Origin of the sequence: Coleofasciculus sp. E1-EBD-02 (assembly GCF_040218245.1) — a bacterium.
Lineage (GTDB): Bacteria > Cyanobacteriota > Cyanobacteriia > Cyanobacteriales > Coleofasciculaceae > Coleofasciculus.
In genome coordinates, this window is sequence record NZ_JAVJQN010000188.1 from 1 (window position 1) to 22,033 (window position 22,033).

At 46.0% G+C, this 22,033-nt stretch carries 21 protein-coding genes; 9 read left to right on the forward strand and 12 right to left on the reverse strand.

Annotation, left to right across the window (positions count from 1 at the left end; all coding sequences use genetic code 11):
• The first annotated feature begins 264 nt into the window (after positions 1–264).
• Positions 265–1,107 carry a DUF5919 domain-containing protein gene (locus tag RIC07_RS28785; RefSeq protein WP_446397508.1) on the forward strand — a complete coding sequence of 281 codons (843 nt, stop codon included), beginning with the start codon at positions 265–267 and terminating at the stop codon, positions 1,105–1,107.
• Between the two features lie 88 nt (positions 1,108–1,195).
• On the opposite strand, the gene RIC07_RS28790 is transcribed toward RIC07_RS28785, so the two are convergent.
• A complete protein-coding gene (locus RIC07_RS28790) occupies positions 1,196–2,416 on the reverse strand; it encodes a helix-turn-helix domain-containing protein (RefSeq protein ID WP_446397509.1) in 1,221 nt (406 codons plus the stop codon).
• Positions 2,417–2,740: 324 nt separating this feature from the next.
• On the opposite strand from RIC07_RS28790, the gene RIC07_RS28795 reads away from it, so the two are divergent.
• From RIC07_RS28795 to RIC07_RS28810, 4 genes are all read left to right on the forward strand, one after another.
• Positions 2,741–3,226 (forward strand): helix-turn-helix domain-containing protein, encoded by a 486-nt coding sequence (locus RIC07_RS28795; protein WP_446397510.1) that lies wholly within the window; start codon positions 2,741–2,743, stop codon positions 3,224–3,226.
• Between the two features lie 112 nt (positions 3,227–3,338).
• The gene (locus tag RIC07_RS28800) at positions 3,339–3,683 is read left to right on the forward strand and encodes a hypothetical protein (protein ID WP_446397511.1); all 345 of its coding nucleotides are present in this window, start codon (positions 3,339–3,341) and stop codon (positions 3,681–3,683) included.
• A gap of 83 nt (positions 3,684–3,766) precedes the next feature.
• On the forward strand, positions 3,767–3,904 hold the full coding sequence (locus RIC07_RS28805) for a hypothetical protein (protein ID WP_446341202.1): 138 nt from the start codon (positions 3,767–3,769) through the stop codon (positions 3,902–3,904).
• Positions 3,852–4,250 (forward strand): hypothetical protein, encoded by a 399-nt coding sequence (locus tag RIC07_RS28810; RefSeq protein ID WP_446397512.1) that lies wholly within the window; start codon positions 3,852–3,854, stop codon positions 4,248–4,250. The genes RIC07_RS28805 and RIC07_RS28810 overlap by 53 nt, the downstream gene beginning before the upstream one ends.
• Here RIC07_RS28810 and RIC07_RS28815 read toward each other — a convergent pair.
• The 4 genes from RIC07_RS28815 to RIC07_RS28830 all read right to left on the reverse strand — a co-directional run bounded on the left by RIC07_RS28815 (position 4,220) and on the right by RIC07_RS28830 (position 7,982).
• On the reverse strand, positions 4,220–4,393 hold the full coding sequence (locus tag RIC07_RS28815; protein WP_446397513.1) for a hypothetical protein: 174 nt from the start codon (positions 4,391–4,393) through the stop codon (positions 4,220–4,222). The two genes, RIC07_RS28810 and RIC07_RS28815, sit on opposite strands and share 31 nt — an antisense overlap.
• Positions 4,394–4,405: 12 nt before the next feature.
• Positions 4,406–5,455, reverse strand: a complete 1,050-nt coding sequence (locus tag RIC07_RS28820) for a D-alanine--D-alanine ligase family protein (protein ID WP_446397514.1) — start codon at positions 5,453–5,455, stop codon at positions 4,406–4,408.
• 209 nt (positions 5,456–5,664) lie between these two features.
• Positions 5,665–7,452, reverse strand: a complete 1,788-nt coding sequence (locus tag RIC07_RS28825; protein WP_446397515.1) for an SLC13 family permease — start codon at positions 7,450–7,452, stop codon at positions 5,665–5,667.
• Between the two features lie 71 nt (positions 7,453–7,523).
• Positions 7,524–7,982 (reverse strand): SRPBCC family protein, encoded by a 459-nt coding sequence (locus RIC07_RS28830; RefSeq protein ID WP_446380561.1) that lies wholly within the window; start codon positions 7,980–7,982, stop codon positions 7,524–7,526.
• 512 nt (positions 7,983–8,494) lie between these two features.
• Between RIC07_RS28830 and RIC07_RS28835 the strand changes: the two genes are divergently transcribed.
• Positions 8,495–10,240: a mechanosensitive ion channel gene (locus tag RIC07_RS28835; RefSeq protein ID WP_446397516.1), complete on the forward strand. Its 1,746-nt coding sequence runs from the start codon at positions 8,495–8,497 to the stop codon at positions 10,238–10,240.
• A gap of 353 nt (positions 10,241–10,593) precedes the next feature.
• On the opposite strand, the gene RIC07_RS28840 is transcribed toward RIC07_RS28835, so the two are convergent.
• Both RIC07_RS28840 and RIC07_RS28845 read right to left on the reverse strand, forming a co-directional pair.
• Entirely contained in the window at positions 10,594–11,799 is a 1,206-nt protein-coding gene (locus RIC07_RS28840) for a PEP-CTERM sorting domain-containing protein (protein ID WP_446397517.1), read from the reverse strand.
• A gap of 165 nt (positions 11,800–11,964) precedes the next feature.
• Complete coding sequence (locus tag RIC07_RS28845; protein WP_446397518.1) at positions 11,965–13,161, reverse strand: PEP-CTERM sorting domain-containing protein; 1,197 nt, start codon at positions 13,159–13,161, stop codon at positions 11,965–11,967.
• Positions 13,162–13,660: 499 nt separating this feature from the next.
• On the opposite strand from RIC07_RS28845, the gene RIC07_RS28850 reads away from it, so the two are divergent.
• Entirely contained in the window at positions 13,661–15,046 is a 1,386-nt protein-coding gene (locus RIC07_RS28850; protein WP_446397519.1) for a GTP-binding protein, read from the forward strand.
• Between the two features lie 375 nt (positions 15,047–15,421).
• On the opposite strand, the gene RIC07_RS28855 is transcribed toward RIC07_RS28850, so the two are convergent.
• From RIC07_RS28855 to RIC07_RS28875, 5 genes are all read right to left on the reverse strand, one after another.
• Entirely contained in the window at positions 15,422–15,643 is a 222-nt protein-coding gene (locus tag RIC07_RS28855) for a hypothetical protein (RefSeq protein ID WP_446345935.1), read from the reverse strand.
• 183 nt (positions 15,644–15,826) lie between these two features.
• Entirely contained in the window at positions 15,827–17,227 is a 1,401-nt protein-coding gene (locus RIC07_RS28860) for a protein kinase domain-containing protein (RefSeq protein WP_446397520.1), read from the reverse strand.
• 99 nt (positions 17,228–17,326) lie between these two features.
• Positions 17,327–18,292, reverse strand: coding sequence for a 4-(cytidine 5'-diphospho)-2-C-methyl-D-erythritol kinase (gene ispE / locus RIC07_RS28865; RefSeq protein ID WP_446397521.1), 966 nt, complete (start codon positions 18,290–18,292; stop codon positions 17,327–17,329).
• Between the two features lie 124 nt (positions 18,293–18,416).
• The gene (rsmA, locus tag RIC07_RS28870) at positions 18,417–19,250 is read right to left on the reverse strand and encodes a 16S rRNA (adenine(1518)-N(6)/adenine(1519)-N(6))-dimethyltransferase RsmA (RefSeq protein ID WP_446397522.1); all 834 of its coding nucleotides are present in this window, start codon (positions 19,248–19,250) and stop codon (positions 18,417–18,419) included.
• A 284-nt stretch (positions 19,251–19,534) separates the two neighbouring features.
• Positions 19,535–20,497, reverse strand: coding sequence for a CBASS cGAMP-activated phospholipase (locus tag RIC07_RS28875; RefSeq protein ID WP_446397523.1), 963 nt, complete (start codon positions 20,495–20,497; stop codon positions 19,535–19,537).
• A 299-nt stretch (positions 20,498–20,796) separates the two neighbouring features.
• On the opposite strand from RIC07_RS28875, the gene RIC07_RS28880 reads away from it, so the two are divergent.
• Entirely contained in the window at positions 20,797–21,318 is a 522-nt protein-coding gene (locus tag RIC07_RS28880; RefSeq protein ID WP_006105570.1) for a phosphoribosyltransferase, read from the forward strand.
• A 116-nt stretch (positions 21,319–21,434) separates the two neighbouring features.
• Entirely contained in the window at positions 21,435–21,851 is a 417-nt protein-coding gene (locus tag RIC07_RS28885) for a rhodanese-like domain-containing protein (RefSeq protein WP_446397524.1), read from the forward strand.
• Positions 21,852–22,033: the final 182 nt, after the last annotated feature.

Here is a 22,033-nt window from a genome sequence, read left to right on the forward strand (position 1 = left end):
GCCATGAGCCACCATTGGATGAGAAGTTTCCTCGTTCGTAGATGGTTCCTTCCGGGTGCGTCTCTTCCTGGAGATCGCTCAAGTGAGCGCGAACTGCTTTATATTCGACAGGAATAGCCGTGAGAATAACAGCGCAAGGCATCATGACAATCTAACTGTGGAGAGGGTACTAATGAAATTGTCTATGAATCCCATGTTATCCCCAAGTTATCCCAAACGGGAACTGGTTTGTTTAACGAAATATTAAGCAGAGGCAGAAAAATCATGACTAGAACCTCCCCAGATGAGTTTAAAGCATCCCTAGAACGTATCCTGAAGCGATACCAGGGTGCGATCGCGATTATTCTCTTTATCATCGGTTTAGGGTTGCGTATACTTGCCATAGACAAAACTGATGCTTTCTGGAAAATCACCGGAGATTTAGGGACGTTCTTAGCGGCTGCTATAGCCATTCCCTTTATTTACGAAAGCTCGATCAGAGCAGTAGACCGTCAAATCTTCCTCAGTGATTTGGAAAATACTCTAGAAAAAAAGCTGACCACAACTCAAACTAGCTCACCTAGAGTTTATGAAATTGGGAGGCTACCTTTGCAACAAAAGGTGGCATTTCTTCAAGAAGCGAAACGAGAGGTAGTTCAAATCGGCGTTGCTTTAAGTAGTTTTACCAGTTACTTTGAACAGAGACCATTCTCAGAGTGCAAACAGCCTGTAATGGAATTACTCCAAAGAGGCGTAAACTTCAAAATATTAATTCTAGATCCCGACAGTGAAATAGCTAAAAACTATGCTAATGATAGAGGAGAGCCAAACTTAGTAGACAAAATACGTCAGTCTCTCATCACTTTAAGCCGCCTGAGAGATGAGTTTAGGGCAGCGAGTTTGCCCGGTAGTTTTGAACTTTATCTTTATTCCCACTTTCCCTATGGCAATGTGATTATGGTTGATCCAGAAGAGGAAGATGGATGTGCATTTATATCTCATTATCTGCACGGAACCAAAAGAGCAGATACACCTGTTTTTGAAGTATACAAGTCATCCAACCCCATGCTTTTTGAAAAATACCGATATTTTTTGATAAAAATTTTGGGAGATAGTAGAAAATTATAGTTGTTATAACCCGCGAAGGCGGGTTTTGTCTGTGTAGCTGCGGTTTAAACCGCCCAGCTTGATTAATGGAGACTTACACACCCCTTGATTAACTGGCAATTTCTTCAAGTGTTTGCTCATTCGTACACAGCCGATCCTCCAATTCAATATCGCTAATACCCAACATTTCCGCTACCCGCCGCAGGGATAACTTGTCCGCTAGAACAGCACGATAGGCAAGTTCTAGGAAGATTCTGGGTAAACGTTTTTCCAAGGGAAGAAAGCGCCCTCCGCTCTCAAAGGAAGAACTATAACCCAAGTTTCGAGATAAATGTGCGGGCTGAATCTGCTTAAAGCCTTCCTGAGAACTTGCGAGTTGATGTTCCCAATCCAATCGAACTAGCATTTCTTTATAGCTAACGCCGAAATAGTGCGCTAAATGCACAACTTCCGCCGGATGCCTAACCCGTTTTACTCCCAGACTATGTAAACGTTCCTGCAATGCTGCTGAAGGAATCAGGAAGTAGGCAACAAATTTTTCAGCAAAACATTCCAACGGATTGGTATCTCCATGGTGACAAAGAATAGCAGATTGGTCATGTTGATAGAGACAATGAGCTAATCCATGAGCCAAGCTAAAAGAGAGACGAGTATCAGTCTGGGTTTGGTTAATGGCAATAATATTTCCCAGTTTAGGATGAGACAAAAATAGCCCAGAGATAGCATTTTGTTCCTTGCCAAAGGTAAGGATAAATATCATTAATCCTTGAGCCTCTAAGAAGCTTCGCAAATTAATTAGGGGAGCCATTCCCAAGTTGTAGTGATATCGAGCCTTTTGAGCCGCTAACACCGCCGTCTCGGTTTCAAGTAAGAGGCGATTGGCAAGAGGGGCAAAAGGTGGGTGAGAAACGCCAGGAAAAGGAGTGTCTGTCTGAGTGTAGAGTTCCTCTAGAGCATAAATTTTTTCAATCAAACGGGCAATTCCCGCTTTACTGGAAGCAGAAATAGTTTCAGAATTAAGCCGTAAGGCTTCTTCCCAGTCGGATTGAACGGTTTGTTCGCCAAACAGCGATCGCAGGGGTACTCCGTAAAGCCGAGATAGACGCTCCAAGGTAAGAGCATCCACCCGACGCTTCCCGCTCTCATACTGGTTTAGAGCTGCCGCCGTGACATCTATAACTTGAGCGGCTTCGGTTTGACTTATTCGAGATCGCTCACGCGCTAGCCGCAGGCGCTGACCTAGAATTTCGTAATTCATGTTCATCTGAGTTAGGCAACTTGCCGTCATGAAATCTGCCTTGTCTCCACCAAAGTGTAAATATTCAATCAATTCGTTGATATCATATCTACTGTCACCTCTGCGCCCTTTAGACATTTTGCAAAACAATTGTGAATAATATCGGGGCAAATTATATTTTTTAGCCAAAAAGCACGGGCGCTACCTGTAGGGGCACGGCACTGCCGTGCCCCTACTACATGTGGAGTTTATGCGTAAGCTCTGTAAAAGCGCGATCGCACGCCCCAATTTTCTGGCATCCTAGAGATGGTCAAGAGTCCCCTAGAACAGCTTCATGCCCCTTTCCCACTGCACCAATCCAGAAATCTCACCAGCATCTCAACCCACAGACGTTGATTGGCGTAGAGGTTTTGCAGCATGAAGCCAGATAGCAAATATCAGCCACTCTGGGAATTTCTATCTCAGAGCAATCAAGCGGAAGTCATTCTCACCTTTGCAGAAATCGAGAAACTCATGAATGACACCTTACCCGACTCTGCACACAAAAAACGGGCATGGTGGAGCAATCGCAGCAAAGGCGCACTGCAAGCTTCCGCTTGGATGGAAGCTGGATATCGGGTTGAGGATGTGGATTTGGAGCAACAACGGGTGACATTTCGTCAACCTACGGCTAAACCCAAAGTTCCGCATCTGGGTGACTCTGTGCTATGGAATGCTCAACTGATTAAGGCACTACGTCGCTATATGGGTTTAACCCAGGCAGAGTTTGCCCAAAAGCTTGGTGTACGACAGGCGACAGTTAGTCAGTGGGAAAACAGCGCTTATGAGCCGACTCTCGCTACATCTAAGTATTTAAGCCTGATTGCAGAACAGGTTGGATTTCACGTCATAGAAGAAGACTAGAACACTCAAACAAATTTCCAGGAGGGTATTTACATATTGATGCTCTACCGCATATATTGTAGATAAGTATTGACACAAAAATTCGGTAAAGCATCTATCTAACAGTAAAGCCATGCAACCCATACGCCATCGCATCAACCCCAAAACCTTTGTCATCACCCTTGGGCAAATTGCCAAACATCTGAAAATTCCCCAAGAGCGTATCCTCAACTGGGAAAAATGGCATAACGTTCTTTGGGTACATATCAAAGGAATCGGCGGTTACTTCGTCAGCTACCGTCAAATTGAACAGTGGATTGCCGCTTGTCGCACGCTTATACGCTACTCTCCCCACCTCGACGCCCTCGATCGCCTGTGGCAATCAATCTGTATTGAAGCCCAACGCTATACACCAGAGGCATTATCCCGACTCGAAATAATCCACCAGCAGCGATATGTCTACTTATCCAACCGCTAACAAACCTAAAGGTCACAAGCCAGCACCAAGTTTACGACGCTTTCAGCCGACTTGTGACTACCCCGTAAACGGAGACTTTTACTATGTTAAAACCAAACTGTCCCCCTGGTGAACTCACCTACCAGCAAGGCTATCAACAAGCGTTAGAAGATTTCGCGATCGCGAAGCGTGTGCGAAGCACGTATCGCATCTCTGTTCACCCACCTGCAAACCTACTCTGACGCTGACTTTGATGCTTCTTGGGTGAACCTGACCCCATCGGAACTCGACAGCCTCGCCGCAATCCTAATCCGAGACTTAACCGCCAACCTGAACGGAAACGCGATCGCACTTTATCTCAACGCCCTACGTCACGGTAGCACTGATTTACTTCCCAGCTTCAGTTTCCGGCGATTTCTTTTCCCATCAATTCATCTACCCGTCAACTTTCCCCAGGTCAAACCGCCTCGTTTTGGAGACGGAGACAAACTGAAATGGACAAGCGATCGCCAAGATAATCTTAAATCACCAGACTGGGGGATTGCGATCGGCAGATTCTACAGTTTCCAAATGACCAATGACCAATGACAAATGACCAATGACAAATGACCAATGACAAATGACCAATGACCAATGACCAATGACCAATGACCAATGACCAATGACCAATGACAAATGACAAATAACAAATGACAAATGACAAATAACAAATGACAAATGACAAATGACAAAGCAGCCTCTACTTAGGTTTGCCGTTCTTTGGCTAATTCAATCAACTGATCAACTAATTGAGGGAACGGTACACCACTAGCTTCCCAAAGTTGAGGATACATACTGGTGGCGGTGAAACCGGGTAAGGTATTGACTTCATTAATCAAAACCTCCCCTGTCGCCTCTACATAAAAGAAATCCACCCGTGACAAACCAGCCGCATCTACCGCCGCAAATGCCTTGAGTGCCATCTCCTGAATCTGACGAGTCACACCATCAGGTAATGGTGCGGGAATGGATAACGTGGCACGACCTTCTGTATATTTAGTTTCATAGTCGTAGAAATCGCTGGTATAACTAATTTCACCGACCACAGATGCTTTCGGATTATCATTCCCTAAGACAGCACATTCCACTTCCCGTGCCACGACTCCCGCTTCTACAATAATCCGGCGATCATAACTGGCGGCACTATCTAACGCCGTTTCCAATTCACTTCGCGATCGCACTTTGGCAATACCTACTGATGATCCTAAATTAGCGGGTTTAACAAAACAGGGATACCCCAACGTTTCCTCAATCTGATCACACAGTTTCGGGAAAACGCAGGGATTAGACCACACTTGGGCGCGACTCAATCCCTTATGCTTCACTTGGGCGAGTCCCACTTGATCAAATACCTGTTTCATAGCAATTTTATCCATTGCCATAGCTGAACCTAAGACACCCGAACCCACACAAGGAACCTGCATTAACGTTAACAAGCCTTGAATCGTGCCATCTTCGCCATTGGGTCCGTGCAAGATGGGAAACCAAACCTCCACGTCAGCCACCTGAGGCGGAAATTGCCAGAGGCTTCCCTCTCCATTGGCTTCTAGAGGCGTTCCCGATGCCAAAACCTGCTGGGCGATGTCTGGGGGTTGCCAGATGCCATCTTTTTGAATATAAATCGGTAAAACCTCATACTTCTCCGTATTCGGTGGCGTACTCAACGCTTTCGCGATCGCTTGTGCTGAACAAATCGAAACCTCATGTTCTCCTGAGACTCCCCCAAATAGCAGCCCGATTCGTACTTTTGTCATGTTTTTATCGATTGTTGATGGGTCAAAGACTTATCCTACTTGGTCATGGCGGGTTTCGTAATACTCAGATCTAACAGCCGTCTCTATACAACGAATTTAAGTAGAATGGGCAACACTTATAAACTTAAAGACCCTAATATTATCATTAGTTGGGCTTGCCCACCCTCCTGCGGAGAAAGGGCGAATGACATAAGACATAAGACAAATTCTCATAAACCATAAAGCAGAATAATTAACGGGGGAATAACAAAAGTCATCAAAAGACTCAGGGGAGCGCCCACGCGGAAAAAGTCCAAAAACCGATAACCTCCTGCACTGTAGACCATCGTATTGGTTTGATACCCAATCGGTGTCATAAAACTATTTGATGCTGCAAAGGTGACAGCAAACATAAAGGCAAAGGGATTGAGATCCAACGTCTGAGCCACTTGCACTGAAATGGGTAAGAGTAAAACCACCGAAGCGTTATTGGATAACACCTCAGTCAATAACGCCGTAATCAGAAAGAAAAACGTCAGCATCCAGTAGGGCGAAAAATCACTGCCTAAGGAAACTAAATTATCGGCTAACCATTTAGTCGTTCCCGAATTTTCCATGGCAATTCCCAACGGAATTAATCCAGCCAAGAGAAAGATAATATCCCAGCGAACCGCACTATACACTTCCCCAGGTTTCAGACAGCCCGTGACGACCATTAAAACCACTCCCGCCAAGGCACTAACCAAAATTGGGAATAGGTCAAACGCCGCAACTAGAACAACACCCACACCAATTGCTACAGCAATTCCAGCTTTTTCTCGCCGTAACGATTCCATGTCTCGTTGCTCAAAGACTAACAAATCGCGACTGTTTTGTAATCCGACAAAACTTTGCTTGGGTCCTTGTACCAAGAGCAAATCCCCAAACCGTAAGGGAACTTTCCCCAACCGTTCCCGAACAAATTCTTGTCCACGACGAATGGCTAATACCGTCAGGTTATAGCGTTGCCGAAATCGAAAGTCTTTCAGGGTAGATCCGGCTAGATCAGAGTTTGACAAGATTAAGACTTCTGCGATCGTATCTTCCCCAGATGTTAAGTCTTCTTCGAGGGATTTCTTGCCAAATTGGATATCGGGCAAAATATCGATCCCCCGTTCCGCTTTAATATTCAGTAAACATTCCCGTTTACCCCGGACAATTAAAATATCTCCAGGCTGCAATATTTTATCAGCCAGAGGTTGGGCGAAACGGGTGTCGTTACGGATTATCTCAAGTACGTCCATATCAAATTTACGCTGAATTTGAGTCGAACGTAACGTTTGTCCAACCAAGCTGGAACCTGGTGGAATCACAATTTCACTCACATAGTCTTGAAGTCCATATTCTTGAGTCTCACTACCCGCAGCTTTCTTATTGGGTAAGAGTCGGGGCGCAATTAATACAAGATAGGTTAAGCCAATCGTGAAGGTGAGTAGTCCTAATTTGGTGAACTGAAATAAACTGAATGTACCGTACCCCAATTTATCTGACAAACCACTCGCCAAAATGTTGGTGGATGTGCCAATTACAGTAATCATTCCCCCTAAAATGCTGGCATAAGACAGGGGGATGAGAAGCTTGGAGGGAGAAATTCGCTGTTGGCGACATAAATCTTCCACAATCGGCAGAAAGACAGCCAGAACAGCGGTATTATTAATTACACCACTAATCGGACCCGCAATTACCCCCAAGGCTAAAATCTGCTGCGAGGATGTTTTACCTCCCCACTTCACTAGGAGTTCACTAACGATTTGAATCGCACCCGTGCGGGCAATTCCTGCACTGAGAATAAACATTGCCATCACGGTAATCGTGGCGGAACTACTAAACCCAGATATACCTTCCTCTGGGGTGACTAATCCCAGTACGATCAGCAACACCATAATTGTGAGTGCGGTAATATCAACGGGCAACCATTCGCTGATGAATAAAATCAGGGTCAGTAGGATAACACCGAGGGTGAGCAGAATCGTCGTCATAGTGGGTGAGATGCATTAAGTGGCAAGTAGCGTTCGGGCTAGCACTGAATCTAATATACTCGCTGAAATTATTAATCCGTCCCTTGATACATCTGTTCAGCCACCCGTTTCAGGCGGCGTAGCTGGGCTTTCATATCCTGCTGTGTCAATCTTGTGGCAAAGCTATTAAAGCCCCAACTGACGAGAGGATTGGGAATTTCAAACTCAAAACGATTCAGCAGCCTCGTACCTCGAATCGTGGGTTGACATTCCCAGCGATCGCGCCCTCGGAAAAATCCTTGAAATTGCCAAACGACTAAACCGGGTTCCCGTTCCACAACGACGCTGTTGAGGGTAGGCTGCACTAGCGGGATTTGAATCACAAAGCGACTGCGACTGCCGATATCTGTACTCCACTCCCCCACCGGATAACAACGCAGGGCTGGATTGAGCCAGCGATGCATCAGCGTCAGATCTGTGATACAGCGCTCAACAGTAGTGGCACTGGCTTTTATGGGGATAGATTGTTCAAAAACTTGAGAATTGGACATTTAAAGCGATAATAGGGTCTCGATAGCTGGTAATCTGACTTGTATTACTACAGCGCCAGCTCGCTGTATCTGACTCAATCCGGATCGAATCTCCTCTATTGTGCAGAAAGGGAGGAAGACGAGGCAAATCGGAGATCAGGAAACTCTTGGCAACGCCAGATCAGGGATGAGAGCATCTGGTTTTCCGATCGGCTTCACTTGCCTCGCCTATTTGACAAAGAGAGATGCTATACCCTGATGAACGCCAAAAAAAGCCGATTTGAGGTAAAAAACTAACATAAGCTTGATTTTTGTCACCAAATTCCCCATAAAGATAGAGGTGACGCCGTAATCAGTGGAACAACGATAGCAATGACGCTCGGAGGCGAAAAATCTTGAATTAGCCCAAAAACATGGAGACAAAGATATCGATGGATTGAGAGGACTATAAATACTCGATGAGTTGTAGCCTGAAAGTCACAGATTGTGTGTGACTGCGTTTACTGTTAGAGAATAATTAGATAAGGAAGACTATGAACCAACCTTGGCAAGGAATTATCCCAATTGGAGGTGTGCCCCCTTGGGTGCATCCCCTCTTAGCCCAAGACACACCAGCACCCATCCAAGAAACTCAGGCTGGTGTTCAGGGAATCATGCAAAATCTGAGTAGCTTTGTTCCCAATCTAATTGCCGCGATCCTCATCCTGATTGTCGGTTGGATCGTTGCCTTGATTGCTAAGTCAATTACCAAAGGACTGCTCAACCGCACCCGTATCGACAATCAAATTGCCGAGTGGTTTGCTGGCGGTCAACAAGGAGCAGAAGCACCGCCGATCGAGAAATGGGTAGCCGGTGCGGTTTACTGGATTATCATCATCTTCACGGTGGTAGCGGTTCTGCAGACGTTGAAGCTTGAGGTCGTCTCTCAACCGCTGAATAATTTCCTCAACAAAATCCTGGAGTTCTTGCCCCAGATTTTCGCCGCGGCAATTCTGGTGGTGGTGGCTTGGTTATTGGCAAGCTTGGTCAAGCTGATTACAACCCGAGGATTACGGGCATTAGGTTTGGATGAGCGTTTGGGTGAACAAGTCAACGAGACACCCCGTTCCGGAGAAGGTGAGACTCAACGTCAAACCAACCAATTCTCCCTGAGCGAAACCATGGGGAACGCTCTGTACTGGTTCATTTTTCTGCTGTTTCTGCCCTCCATTCTCAGCACTTTGGGCTTGGAAGGAACCCTGCGCCCTGTTCAAGAGTTGTTGAATGAAATTTTGGCAATTTTGCCAGATATCTTGGCAGCGCTTGTAATTGCGGCAGCAGGTTGGCTAGTGGCTCAGGTTGTGCGGCGCATCGTCACCAATCTGTTGTCAGCCGCCGGAACGGATCAATTAGGAGCGCGATTTGGACTGCAAAGTGCGCCCGGAGGGAAATCACTGTCCTGGATTATTGGCACGACTGTTTATGTCTTAATTTTGATCCCCGTCGGTATCGCCGCGCTGAATGCCTTACAGATTGAGGCGATCTCAGAGCCTGCGATCGCGATGTTAAATCAGATTCTCGATGCTCTACCGAAAATCTTTACGGCAGCGTTGATTCTGTTGATTGCTTATGTAATCGGTCAGTTTGTCAAGGATTTAGTTACCAATATTCTCGCCAGCATTGGCTTTAATAATGTTTATCGCTGGATAGGGATACCGGAACCTCGTCCCAGTCGTCCTGCTCCCACTCCCCCCCCTGCTGAACCTTCGGAGTTAGGCATACCCACTCCAGAGACTGGATCAGAAACGCGGGTTCAAGCGGAATCAACTCCCTCCATTCGTACACCGTCAGAACTGGTAGGTATTATTGCATTCATTGCTATCCTCTTGTTTGCTACGGTTGCTGCGACGAATGTCTTGCAGTTTGAAGCCTTAACCACAATTGTCACCGGGATTATTGTCATCGCGGGTCAGATTCTGGCGGGGTTAATCGTATTTGCTGTTGGCTTGTACTTTGCGAATCTTGCCTTTAACTTGATTACCAGTTCGCGATCGCGCCAATCCCAAATCCTGGCACAAGCAGCTCGGATTGCGATTATTGCCTTTTCCGCAGCGATGGCGCTGCAACAAATGGGTATCGCTGGCGACATCGTAAACTTAGCCTTTGGTTTACTCTTAGGTGCCATTGCTGTCGCGATCGCGCTGGCGTTTGGACTCGGATCTCGCGATATTGCGGCGGGTCAAGTTCGTGAATGGTTATCTTCATTCAAAGAAGACAGACCCCCCGGACCCTACCAATAACGGGAAAGAGAATCGAACAGCGTTGAATTCGATCCCCTGCCAAAACGTGCAGGGGATTCTCCTGGATTTTTCACAAAAAGATGAAAAAAAGGGGTCACAATATGCCCAAATATAGATATACCAAGCATTTCGGCAATTTAAGTTAATGACCCCAACATCAACAGATTGTATCCCAAAACAAGGCTAAAGCCTTATACCGTAATGGTTTTAACGCTCAAGCTCCTCAAAAATCGCGTAAAGCTGCACGGTGAGGTAATTTTGATTTTTTGGCTGGGGGCACTTCAGTTTAAAGGGGAGGGAACTCGAACGGCTTACTTTTCACTTTAAACGGATAGAGCGTAAGTCTTCTTGTATTAATCGTTTGGCTGGGTTTTTTTCTGTCTTTTTAAATGCTCTCGCTTGAATAAGGCTCCAAATCCTAAAGCGGTAGTTGAACCAAGAAGAGTCAGAGGTTCTGGAACTGCAGTTGGGTCAGAAATAGGGTTTAACAAAACAGGACGGGGTGTACCATTAATCAAGCCTATCCCCGTAATTTGTCCAACATTATTTATATCGTTGGCAATAAATAGTTCCCAACCTGAATCAGCAGTAATTAAACTATTGAGGTCAATCATCACCCCGTTTTCCCAGAGAAAAGGAGCAAATCTTAAACTGTCCACATCATAGGCATAGCCAACCACTTGACCTGCATTGTTAATGCCGTTTGCTTCGCTTGTAGGAAGATCATCCAGCGTACCCAGATCTGTCATCGTGCCATCTTGCCACAGGAAGGCGTGGTGGTTGAAAGAACCCTCAAGGTCGGCATGACCAACGACCTGTCCAGAGTTGTTGAGATCAAAAGCACTACTACTCGAACCACCCAGCGTTCCCAAATCGGTGATCACGCCGTTTTCCCAGAGGAAGGCGTGCTGATTTCCACTGCTTGTTTCTGCACCACCGACTATCTGAGAAGAATCATTAATTCTCACTGCTACGCTGGTGCTACCTCCTAAAGTACCGAGGTCAGTTACCATACCATCTTGCCAGAGAAAGGCACGTTCTTCACCGCTATTATTTTCTACCGAACCGACGACCTGACCCCTATTGTTGATGCCGAATGCCGAACTATTTACACCACCGAATGTTCCTAGGTCAGTCATTGTGCCATTTTCCCAGAGAAAAGCATGATTAGGAGAAAAAGAATTGCCGAAGGGATCTAGTGAGTTCACCTGTGACCGACCGACTATTTGCCCGGAGTCATTGATATCAAAGGCTTCGCTACTGAAACCCTCTAAATTTGCTAAATTGCCAAGGTCACTGAACAGGCCGTTTTCCCAGACAAAGGCACGCCCATCCTCAAAAGAAAGAAGCAATCCATTATTGCTAGGGATTAAAAATCCACTACTGCCAACTATTTGACCCGTATCGTTAATGGCGATGGGAACAGGAGCGAAATCGAAGTCGCCGAGGTCAGTGACTGTATACATAGATGCCGCCTCCGCAGATTGGAAAGCGGTCAATCCTAGCACTGTCACCGTTGCTAGTCCCAACGTGGCAATTTTATAAGTGATAGTTTGCATGACTACTTCTGACTTTTCTCAGTTTTGATTGTTTTTTAACGTTTAGCCCACACCTTGGTCTGGGCGGGTTTCACCCATAAAGTTGCGGCTTAAAAGATTTATGGTTGTCAACCCCCCCGTCCCAAGTGATGTTATCTATAAAACCAAACAGCATGAGTGATAGTCCTAATCGTTTGGCTTAACTTTTTTCTGTCTTTTTGAATACTCTCGCTTGAATAAGGCTCCAAATCCTAAAGCAGTAGCTGAACCAAGAAGGGTCAGAGGTTCTGGAACTGCGGTCGGGTCAGACAAAGGAGTCAGCAAAACATCATGGACTTGATCACCCATCCTACCTATACCTACAATTTGCTCACTATCATTTATATCAAGTGCAATTAACAACTCCCAGCCGGAGTCAGCAGGAATTAAGCTATTGATGTCAATCATCAACCCATTTTCCCAAAGAAAGGGTTTACGTTCATTGAAATCGTTGAAGTTATAGGCATTACCGACCACTTGACCCGCATTGTTAATGCCCAAAGCTTCGCTTGTAGGAAGGTCATCCAACGTACCCAAATCTATCATCGTGCCGTCTTGCCACAAAAAGGCGTGGTGGTTGAAAAAACCCTCACCTCTGAGGTATGCCAAACCAACGACCTGTCCAGATTCATTAATATCCCCAGCGAAGCTGGTTGTACCCCCCAAAGTACCGAGGTCAAACATCTCGCCATTTTCCCAGAGGAAAGCGCGGTTACTCCCACTGCTTGTTGCTGCATTACCAACTATCTGACTAGCATCATTAATACTCGAAGCAAAGCTGGTTGTACCACCTAAAGTACCAATGTCAAACATCTCGCCATTTTCCCAAAGAAAGGCACGTTCTTCACCGCGATCATTCTCTGCCCAACCAACCACCTGACCAATATTGTTGATGCCATTTGCTGAACTATTTGTACCACCAAACGTTCCCAAGTCAGTCATTACGCCGTTTTCCCAGAGAAAAGCATGAGAGGTATAATTCGGAAAGGGGGAAGAAAAATCTGGCGAGTTAATTTCTGAGTGACCTACTACTTGCCCAAAGTCATTTATGTCAAATGCTTCGCTATTTGAACCCTCTAAACTGCCAAGGTCAGTCATCACGCCGTTGTCCCACAAAAAGGCACGCAACTGTGCATCAAAAGATCGCAATCCACTGCTGCCAACGATTTGCCCAGCATTGTTAATTCTGCTTGGCGGGTGAGCAAAATTCTCTCTACCAGAGAGTGTGCCAATATCAGTAACCGTATACAGGGATGCCGCTTCAGCAGATTGGAAAGCCGTCAATCCTAACACTGTCGCCGTTGCTAGTCCCAACGTGCCAATTTTATGAGCGGTAGTCTGCATTACTTTTTCTAAGTAGGTTGGTGGAAATAAACTCAACCATGTTAAGTTATGTTAACAAGCCTCAAACCCTTACAAATGACGAATGACGAATGACGAATGACGATCCCTACCGTTAACTTTAATTGTCCCCACCTACTTAAATAGTCTGAGTTTTGATTATTTTGTGAATTTTATCACAGCTTGGACATCGGTGCTACTGGCGTGACACAGCTAAAATTGTGGAATAGATTTGACGGTTTAATCGGGCGCACGTCGGTGTAAATTGGGCGCACGTCTGTGCGCCCCTACGGTTTCTGGGCGTAAGCCTAAACTATCAAATTGGGCGTGACACGCCACGAATCGTTGGGTTCTTGCGAAGTCGAAACCCAACCGACACTAATAACGATAAAATCAAAAAACTCAGAATTGTTTCCATACTCAAGCATCCTGAGTTGTAGTCCAAACATCCAACACAGATTATACGAAAATAGAACTGTAGCCCATCCTTTCCCATCTAACCTTGAGTCAATCACCATCCTCTTCCCCTAAACCCACCCGCAATCGCCAAGACTACTATATTCACCGCGCTCGTGCCAGTTTGCGGCACACTTTATTCTGGTACAACAACCTGCATCACCGCCGCCCCCTTCCCGATGTGGAACTGCAAGCCGCCCTCCAGAATGAACTGGAGGTATTGCAGTTTAGCTTAGACAAACTTGACCAAGGGGTGATTCGTATTGCCACCTTTGGTTTAGTCAGTCGCGGGAAATCGGCTGTCGTCAATGCGTTGCTGGGTCAGAAAATCTTGCAGACAGGTCCCCTACATGGGGTAACCCAGTGGCCCAAGTCGGTACGCTGGACGCCCGGTGGTGAGGGGAAAGTGCAAGTTGAGTTAATTGATACACCGGGATTAGATGAAGTTCAGGGAGAAGCACGGGCGCAGATGGCGCAACAGGTGGCATCTGAGGCAGATTTAATCTTATTTGTCGTGGCTGGGGATATTACTCGCACGGAGTATCTGGCGTTGTCGGAACTGCGACAAGCCCAAAAGCCGCTGATTCTGGTATTTAACAAAATTGATTTGTATCCAGAACAAGATAGAGACGCGATTTACCAGCAACTGCAAGAACTGGGTACAGGGACTCCGCGCGATCGCCGCTTACAAAAGATGTTATCACCTGAGGAGATTGTTCGGGTAGCCGCAGAACCCTCTCCCATACAAGTGCGGGTGGAATTACCCGATGGAACCGTCAATTATGAATGGGAAACCCTACCGCCGCAGGTAGATGAGTTGCAGCAAGCCATTTTAAGGATACTCAATCGCGAAGGGCGATCGCTCTTGGCACTTAATGCCCTATTTCAAGCCCGAACTGCCCAAGTTAGCATTGCCCAGAAAACTGTGGCACAACGTAAAGCAGACGCCGAAGATTTAATCTGGCGTTTTGCTAAGTATAAAGCCTTGGCAGTAGCACTGAATCCGATTGGTCTGTTGGATATCTTAGGGGGAACTGTAGCAGACTTGGCACTGATTCGTTCCTTATCGCGACTCTACGGTTTACCGATGACAAGTTATGAAGCGGGAAAATTATGGCGCAAAATATTAATGAGTTCCGGTGGTTTACTGTTGGGTGAACTGGGAAGTAGTGCGCTGTTGGGAATGGGTAAAAGTGCTTCAGCCGTTGCCAGTATTGGTGGAGTCACGGCTTTTGCTGGAACCGCCGTGACTCAAGCTGGAATTGCCGGGTATGGGGCGTATACGGTTGGTCATGCGGCGCAAGTGTATCTGGAACAAGGCTGCACTTGGGGACCTTTAGGTGCGAGTACGGTGATTCAAGATATTATCAGTCAAGTTGAACCGGATATGATTCTCTATCGCCTGCGACAGGAATTGGGTCAACATTTATAAATAGGGTCTGTTGAATAAGTCTTGTGGTGGGGAGCGTCTTATGTCATACTCGCGCAAGCGATAAGCAAGCTACGTCATTTGCCATTTGTTATTTGTAGGGGCGGGTTTAGCTGTTTAATTTTGCTATCTACCGATAACCTCTCAACAAAACCCGCCCTTCCTATCTATTAAATTAAAATGGGATAGTTAACAGTGGTGGGAAATTCAGCAGACATGATATTGCTTTTTGAGAAGGCTTAGTCTACTGGTGTGACACACCTTAATTGGTGGATTAGCATTGTAGGGGCGCATGGCGTGCGCCCGATTCAATGATAAAATCTATTCCACAATTTTAGCTGTGTCAGTCCACTACATTCAAAAATTCAGCCGACAACATTAGGGTGTGTTGGCTTCAGCGCGACTCTGCATGGTGTCTTGCAAGTGTTCACCTTTCTCACGCTGCTGGGCTGCTGATTCTCGGCTTCGTTCTTGAGTCGGGGTATCAGCCGAGGGCGCTTCGACTTCTGCTTCTGCACGGTTGAGCATGTTTTGTTTCAATTGTTCGTCGGCGAGACGTTCTTGAGTGGCAATTTTCCGGGCTTGGTCTTGGGTATTCATAATTTTATTCTCCATATTCTTTACACTGCAATGGTTATCGGAGTTTTTTGCTTGTTCGGATCAAATTTACATATCATCCGACAAAAGCCTCCGAGCCTATTCTCTTTGGTAACAAGATTTTGGTGTCCAGATCGTCCCCCAAAAGGGAGAAATTAGGCTGATGATCTAGGGCTAAAGCCCCTACTACAAACCACATTGTTCCAACTTCGCCGCCATAACTTCAGCATGACGCCACCAGTCGTAATAGCCTCCCACCCAGCGACGGGATGGTAGATGTCCGGCTGGAGCTTTAAGATTAAATTGATAGGCTGTATCCGGAACGCGAGGATTGTGAACCGACCAACCCACGCGATCGCAGAAACTGGGATAATCGGCTTCAACCTCTTGATAGATGCGACGTTGCACTGTCCAGCCAAAATGGTTTTTACTGTATTTCACCCATAGCTGATCCAAAGTTCGCAAGTCTTCACAGGGTAACTCTTGAATATCACTCAACTTCAGATAATAACTGGGGAATTTGCCACAGGCTTGACCCAATATTATCCAGGTTTCTTCATCTGCTTTTTGCCATTTATGGGTGGCTAAGAGTTGCTTTAGTCGCCGATAATCAATTCCTACTTCTGAGGTGAGATTATTCTGTTTAGTTTTGCGGGTTTTGGGTTGCCGAAAGTTGATAAAATGAGTGCCGACAGGAGGAGAGGTAGCAGGTGTCAAATCCGTGATCACCTCATCAGCCGATTGATAGCGTTGTTTGAGACTAGCATGAGTTAATTGATCTAAGATTTTTAAGAGGCGATCGCTAATCTGGGTTCCAGGGGGTAAAAAATCTCGCCACACCCAGGTTTCGTTGAATGTATCATACAGGTCAAAGGGGGAGACCTGAGTCATTAGATAAAGGCAGGTTACTCCCACACTATACAGGTCACTTGCCCAAAATGCTTTACCTTTAAGTTGTTCGGGAGCCATATATTCCGGGCTACCAATAATTGTACCCGTTTGCAGCAAGGCGGTATCCGTCAGCAATTTGGCAACGCCAAAATCAATTAACACTAATTTGCCATCATCTTGGCGGCGGATAATATTGGCAGGTTTAATATCTCGATGCAGTACACGATGGGCATGAATATAGCGAATCAAGGGTAATAGTTCGCGCAATAATTCCCAAATTTGCTCTTCGTTGTACTGTCCCTGCTGGGTTAACTCCTCGCTCAAGGTTAGCCCCGCAATAAAGTCTTGAATTAAATAAAGTTGTTGATTCTGTTCAAAATGTGCCAAAAGTGCGGGAATTTGCGAATGGTTACCCAATTCATCTAAACGGATGGCTTCTTGTTGAAACAGTTCTTTGGCTTTTGGCAAGGTTTCTGGAGCGGAATTTGCCAGATAAAGTTGTTTGATTACACAATAGGGTTGACTGGGAATATCTTCGTCAACTGCCAAAAATGTTCTGCCGAATCCACCGCTACCGAGGGGGCGTAGAGGGCGATAGCGTTCTTTTAGCTGTAGCCTTTCCCCACAGGTTTGACAAAAGTGAGCGGAATCGATATTTTCCGGTGTCAGGCATCCCGGTTTAATACAATAAGTCATACTCTCCCCCGTCTTGTCTATCTTCCCCTTCTCGCCTTCAACCTACTCCTGTGAGGAAACTGGCGCTAAAGCGCAACTACAAACTCCTATCAATCATTATTAGGAGACAATTTGAATTCCATGACTGGCAAACTTTGTTACCCAAAACCCTAAATTTGGATCAGGGATTTCTGACTGGACTTGTTGTAAAAGCGCTTGAGCCTGTTCCTGAGACTGACAAAGAGCGAATACTGTAGGACCCGAACCGGACATCATTGTGCCTAATGCACCGCAATTTTCAAAGGCTTGCCGCAGTTGCAGGACTTGGGGATAGTTAGGGAGTACAACTTGCTCCAAATCGTTGTACAGCAGTTGACCAATTTTGGCGAAATTTTTATTTGAAATTGCTTGAACCATTGAACCCGAATGCACACGAGTGGGGAGATTTATCGTTTCAGTTATTATCGATTTATCGACTCCCTCAGAACGCCCATACGTATGGCTAAACTGAGTCCGATAGGTTTGATACGCCCAAGCTGTAGAAACGGCTAAATTTTGATGTTTGGCTAACACCAGATAGAACGAATCCAGATTGGGTAAGGGATCAAGTTCTTCGCCTCGCCCGGTTGCGATCGCGGTTCCTCCTGCTAGACAAAATGGTACGTCTGAACCCAGTTTCGCCGCTAACTCTTGTAATTCTGGCTGCGTGAGTCCCAGTTGCCAAAGCATATCTAATCCTACCAACACAGCAGCAGCATTGGTTGATCCTCCGGCTAATCCAGCCGCGACGGGAATATTTTTTTTGATTGTGACTTCCACACCGCCAAACTGCGCCCAGCAATCGGGAAACTGTTGACTCATCAACTCCACCGCCCGGTAAGCCAGATTGGTTTTATCTAGGGGAACTTGCGGGTGATCGCAGTGAACTTGAATGGTTTGAGTCCCAATAGCCCGGACACTCACTTGATCAGCGAGTTCAATGCTTTGCAGGATCATCGCCAGTTCATGATAGCCATCGGCGCGATCGCCTAGTATTTCTAGATACAGATTAATTTTGGCAGGGGCGATGAGGGAGTAGGAACGCATGGGAATGATGAGTTATAAATTATGAATTATGAATTATAAATTACATCGAATAGGTTACTCGTGCAGTTTTGTGGACATAATCCATCAGTCAATTCCCAGCTTCCAGACGTGCCATGGCACGTCTCTACATTGCTTCCCTTGCTGTCTCGTTTAAGCGATTAGCCAGAGTAACCCATTGGCTAACGCTCAAGTCTTCAGCACGGGCTTGGGGATGACTGTCTACTTGTTCGAGTAATTGGTTAATTTTATCGCGATCGCACAGGGATTTGAGGTTATTTCGCAACATTTTCCGCTTACTGGCAAAACCCAGCTTGACTAAGGTTTCTAGCTGTTGGGGGTTATCGGCTGAGGGGTCTACAATTCGGGGACGCAAGCGGACAACAGCAGAGTCAACTTTTGGCGGTGGGGAAAAGGCTTTGGCGGGGACATCACAGATCCAGTCACAGTCTGCCAGATATTGTACCCGCACCGATAATGCACCAAATGCCTTAGAACCTGGTTTGGCACATAATCGTTGTGCCACTTCTTTTTGCACCAAGAGTACAATTAACTCAAAGGCAGGAATAACAGGTTGGGCGATGGTTCCCAACAGCGTTTGCAAAATTGGTCCAGTAATGTTGTAGGGAATATTAGCAACGACTTTATTGGGAGACTGGAAATGAGGAAAGGCGGCGAGATGTTCGGCTAAGTTCAGGGATAGAATGTCACCTTGTAAGAGTAAAAAATTCTCGTTTTGACCTAAACTTTTGACCAAACGTTGGCACAAATCCCGGTCAATCTCAACCGCCACCAATGACTCCACCTCCCCTAAGAGTCGCCGTGTCAGCACACCCGTTCCCGGACCAATCTCCAGCAGGCGATCGCGTGGCTGCAACTTGGCGGCTGTTATGATTTGATTTAAGGCTTTTTCACTACGCAGCCAATGTTGAGCGAATTGTTTATGGGCTTTGGGTGTCATTAGCGTATTGATTATGAATAAGGGCGGGTTTTGGTGTTCAGTTGTTGGTAACTAAGTAGTCGGACTGGCATAAAACAGCACGCCCACGCTTGTTTTGTAAACAAGCCTCAAACCCTGACAAAGGACGTAGCTTGCTTCTCGATGAAAGCGAGTATGACGAATGATACCAAATCCGGGAAACGCTACCTCCGTTATCACCCAGTCCGCGCAGGCGGACTTTGTTTGTGTAGCAGCGATTTCAATCGCCTCCTCTTGCTTAGCTAGATTGAATCCCTAAACCCTCCCTACAAGATTAAAAAATCTTTCAGCCTCTGTTGGTTCTCTGCGATGTAATCTCGGGCAAACATAGTTAGATTAGCAATATTTTCCGGACTGGCGTTGTCGATCTCAAAACTCATAATATCGGGTTGGAGACGAAGGTAGCGCTGAAAGTCACGATTATCTAAGTCCTGAGAACTCAGAATCTGCCGAGTAATATAATCATGAATATCAGAAGAGGCATCAAATAATACATCAATCAGGCGTCCTTTCCATCCCCATTGTGCCAATCCCCAACCGCGTGTCTCATTCCAAGGAAATGGACGCTCAGAACTTCCAGTACCAATTGAGAGTACAGAAATATCTTGAATTGAATAATTTAATCGTAGGGCTTCTGCCAGAGCCGCCGCCGCCGGATTATTGGCACCAACGCCACCATCAATGACCGAATATTGTCGCCGTGGTGTTTGTAAAAGGTGAGCTGGGAAATAGGTGGGTGCAGAAGAGGAACAGACGCAGGCTTCCCATAAAGGAATCGTGAAAAAATCTTGGTCTTGACGCCAACTTTTGAATACAATCGGTTTTCGCCCCATTGTATCGTAGGCAATAATCATCAGTTGCAGAGAATCCTCAATATCCGATAACCGGGTTGAGCCAAACTCTTCTTGCAACACTTGAATTAAGCCGTCATCTGGGTAGAGCGGTGCGGAAAGACCGTATTGAAACACTAATCCCAACCGCCGGGGGGAAAAACGACCTTGATAAGGAAAAATTCTTGCCCCCTTCTCTTGATAGAGCCTGATAATCTCCTGGCTTTTGCGTCCCGTGGCGATAGCTGAGGCGAGGATTGAACCGGTAGACGTTCCGGCAATCAAATCGAAATATTGGTTCAAAGGTTGGTTGAGAACTCGTTCAACTTCTGCTAAGATGACGGCTGAGATAATGCCGCGAATGCCTCCACCATCTAGGCTTAAAATTCGATAGGTCACTTTTAAATGTCTTCCCAACTCTCGTTTAAGTGTAACTTATATTACAGTTTACAGAAAAGCGTTTAGGTAATCAATAAATAGAGAAAGTGGGCAAAAGTTGGAATAGGGTATTTTTTTGGCGTCACATTTATAACTTATAGAGCATGTCCCAATCAGGCATGAAATCCTAGGCTAGTTGCTAATGACCCAAAAAACACTCGAACCACTTTCCTACTGTTTTCCGTTTCCTATTCCTGGTGTCCTATTTAGGATTTAAGGGAACCATTCTATCCCGATTGACCCTTTACTAAACCATACTTATGTCAGATCTATATGTTACTTGGTCAGAATACCATAAAAAAATTGAACGCCTAGCCGTCAAGATTTATCAAGCCAACTGGGAGTTTAACCAAATTGTCTGCATTGCTAAAGGAGGACTGCGGGTGGGGGATATCCTCTGCCGAATTTATGGTAAACCCTTAGCGATTCTTGCTGCATCCTCTTATGGGGGTTCCCAAAACCGTGTCCGAGGTGAAATCACGTTTTCCCACCATCTGACGATGACAACGGAAACCTTGGGGAATCGTGTGCTGCTGGTGGATGATTTAGTGGATTCTGGCGTTAGCCTACGGGAATCGATGAATTGGCTAGAGGAACGGTATGGGAATGAACTGGAGGAGATTCGCACGGCGGTTCTGTGGTACAAAGCTCACTCCCTAATCACCCCTGATTATTACATGGACTATTTACCCGACAATCCCTGGATTCATCAACCCTTTGAACCTTATGAACAGATAAGTCCGACTGAGTTAGCCGCAAGCTATTTGGTCAAGGAAGCCTAAGTATTTGTACTTATCAGGTTGCACAGAATTTTAAACCTTATGTCTAAAGAAAGACGTTTGTAGAAGGCAACTTTGAGTATGGTGAGTTAATTAGGACTTATCACTACACAACTATTATGTCAGACCCACAAACAACGAACCCCATCGCCGAGGCAAAGGAAAACGTAGCTGAGGCAGTTCCTACCCCACCACCCCAACAGATGCCAGAGTCTAGCGCTCAAGCCGTTAAATCCCGCCTCCAATGGGGTGAACCCGCTTTGACAATTTTGGATGTTCGCGATCGCGCGGCTTTTAACCAGGCTCGGATCACAGGTGCGGTACCTATGCCGATGGATGAATTAACGGATCGTGCCATATCCAGTCTCGAACCGCAACGTGAGATCTACGTCTACGCTGACAATGATCAACAAAGCAATCAAGCCGCATCTCAACTGCGGGAAGCCGGTTTTGAATCTGTATCTGTTCTCAAAGGTGGATTAACGGCTTGGAAAGCAATTTCTGGTCCAACAGAGGGTCCTGCTGAGCAACTTTAATTGGGTTTTGGTATAACTTCAAACGTTATCGACATTGCCTTGACACTCCCCCTTTTAGAAAAAGGGGGATTCTGCGGAACTCACATTCCACATATCCTGAGAAAACAGTTCTAATTATCTTCCCAAGGTTCCCAGGCACACGACTTCCTCATCTCCCTCATCTTCCCCATCTCCCCCCGCTT

Excerpts from the sequence above, each read along its gene's own strand:
- RIC07_RS28785 (WP_446397508.1), top strand. The coding sequence starts at position 265 with ATGACTAGAACCTCCCCAGATGAGTTTAAAGCATCCCTAGAACGTATC.
- RIC07_RS28795 (WP_446397510.1), top strand. The coding sequence starts at position 2,741 with ATGAAGCCAGATAGCAAATATCAGCCACTCTGGGAATTTCTATCTCAG.
- RIC07_RS28800 (WP_446397511.1), top strand. The coding sequence starts at position 3,339 with ATGCAACCCATACGCCATCGCATCAACCCCAAAACCTTTGTCATCACC.
- RIC07_RS28805 (WP_446341202.1), top strand. The coding sequence starts at position 3,767 with ATGTTAAAACCAAACTGTCCCCCTGGTGAACTCACCTACCAGCAAGGC.
- RIC07_RS28820 (WP_446397514.1), bottom strand. The coding sequence starts at position 5,455 with ATGACAAAAGTACGAATCGGGCTGCTATTTGGGGGAGTCTCAGGAGAA.
- RIC07_RS28825 (WP_446397515.1), bottom strand. The coding sequence starts at position 7,452 with ATGACGACGATTCTGCTCACCCTCGGTGTTATCCTACTGACCCTGATT.
- RIC07_RS28830 (WP_446380561.1), bottom strand. The coding sequence starts at position 7,982 with ATGTCCAATTCTCAAGTTTTTGAACAATCTATCCCCATAAAAGCCAGT.
- RIC07_RS28835 (WP_446397516.1), top strand. The coding sequence starts at position 8,495 with ATGAACCAACCTTGGCAAGGAATTATCCCAATTGGAGGTGTGCCCCCT.
- RIC07_RS28840 (WP_446397517.1), bottom strand. The coding sequence starts at position 11,799 with ATGCAAACTATCACTTATAAAATTGCCACGTTGGGACTAGCAACGGTG.
- RIC07_RS28845 (WP_446397518.1), bottom strand. The coding sequence starts at position 13,161 with ATGCAGACTACCGCTCATAAAATTGGCACGTTGGGACTAGCAACGGCG.
- RIC07_RS28855 (WP_446345935.1), bottom strand. The coding sequence starts at position 15,643 with ATGAATACCCAAGACCAAGCCCGGAAAATTGCCACTCAAGAACGTCTC.
- RIC07_RS28860 (WP_446397520.1), bottom strand. The coding sequence starts at position 17,227 with ATGACTTATTGTATTAAACCGGGATGCCTGACACCGGAAAATATCGAT.
- ispE (WP_446397521.1), bottom strand. The coding sequence starts at position 18,292 with ATGCGTTCCTACTCCCTCATCGCCCCTGCCAAAATTAATCTGTATCTA.
- rsmA (WP_446397522.1), bottom strand. The coding sequence starts at position 19,250 with ATGACACCCAAAGCCCATAAACAATTCGCTCAACATTGGCTGCGTAGT.
- RIC07_RS28880 (WP_006105570.1), top strand. The coding sequence starts at position 20,797 with ATGTCAGATCTATATGTTACTTGGTCAGAATACCATAAAAAAATTGAA.
- RIC07_RS28885 (WP_446397524.1), top strand. The coding sequence starts at position 21,435 with ATGTCAGACCCACAAACAACGAACCCCATCGCCGAGGCAAAGGAAAAC.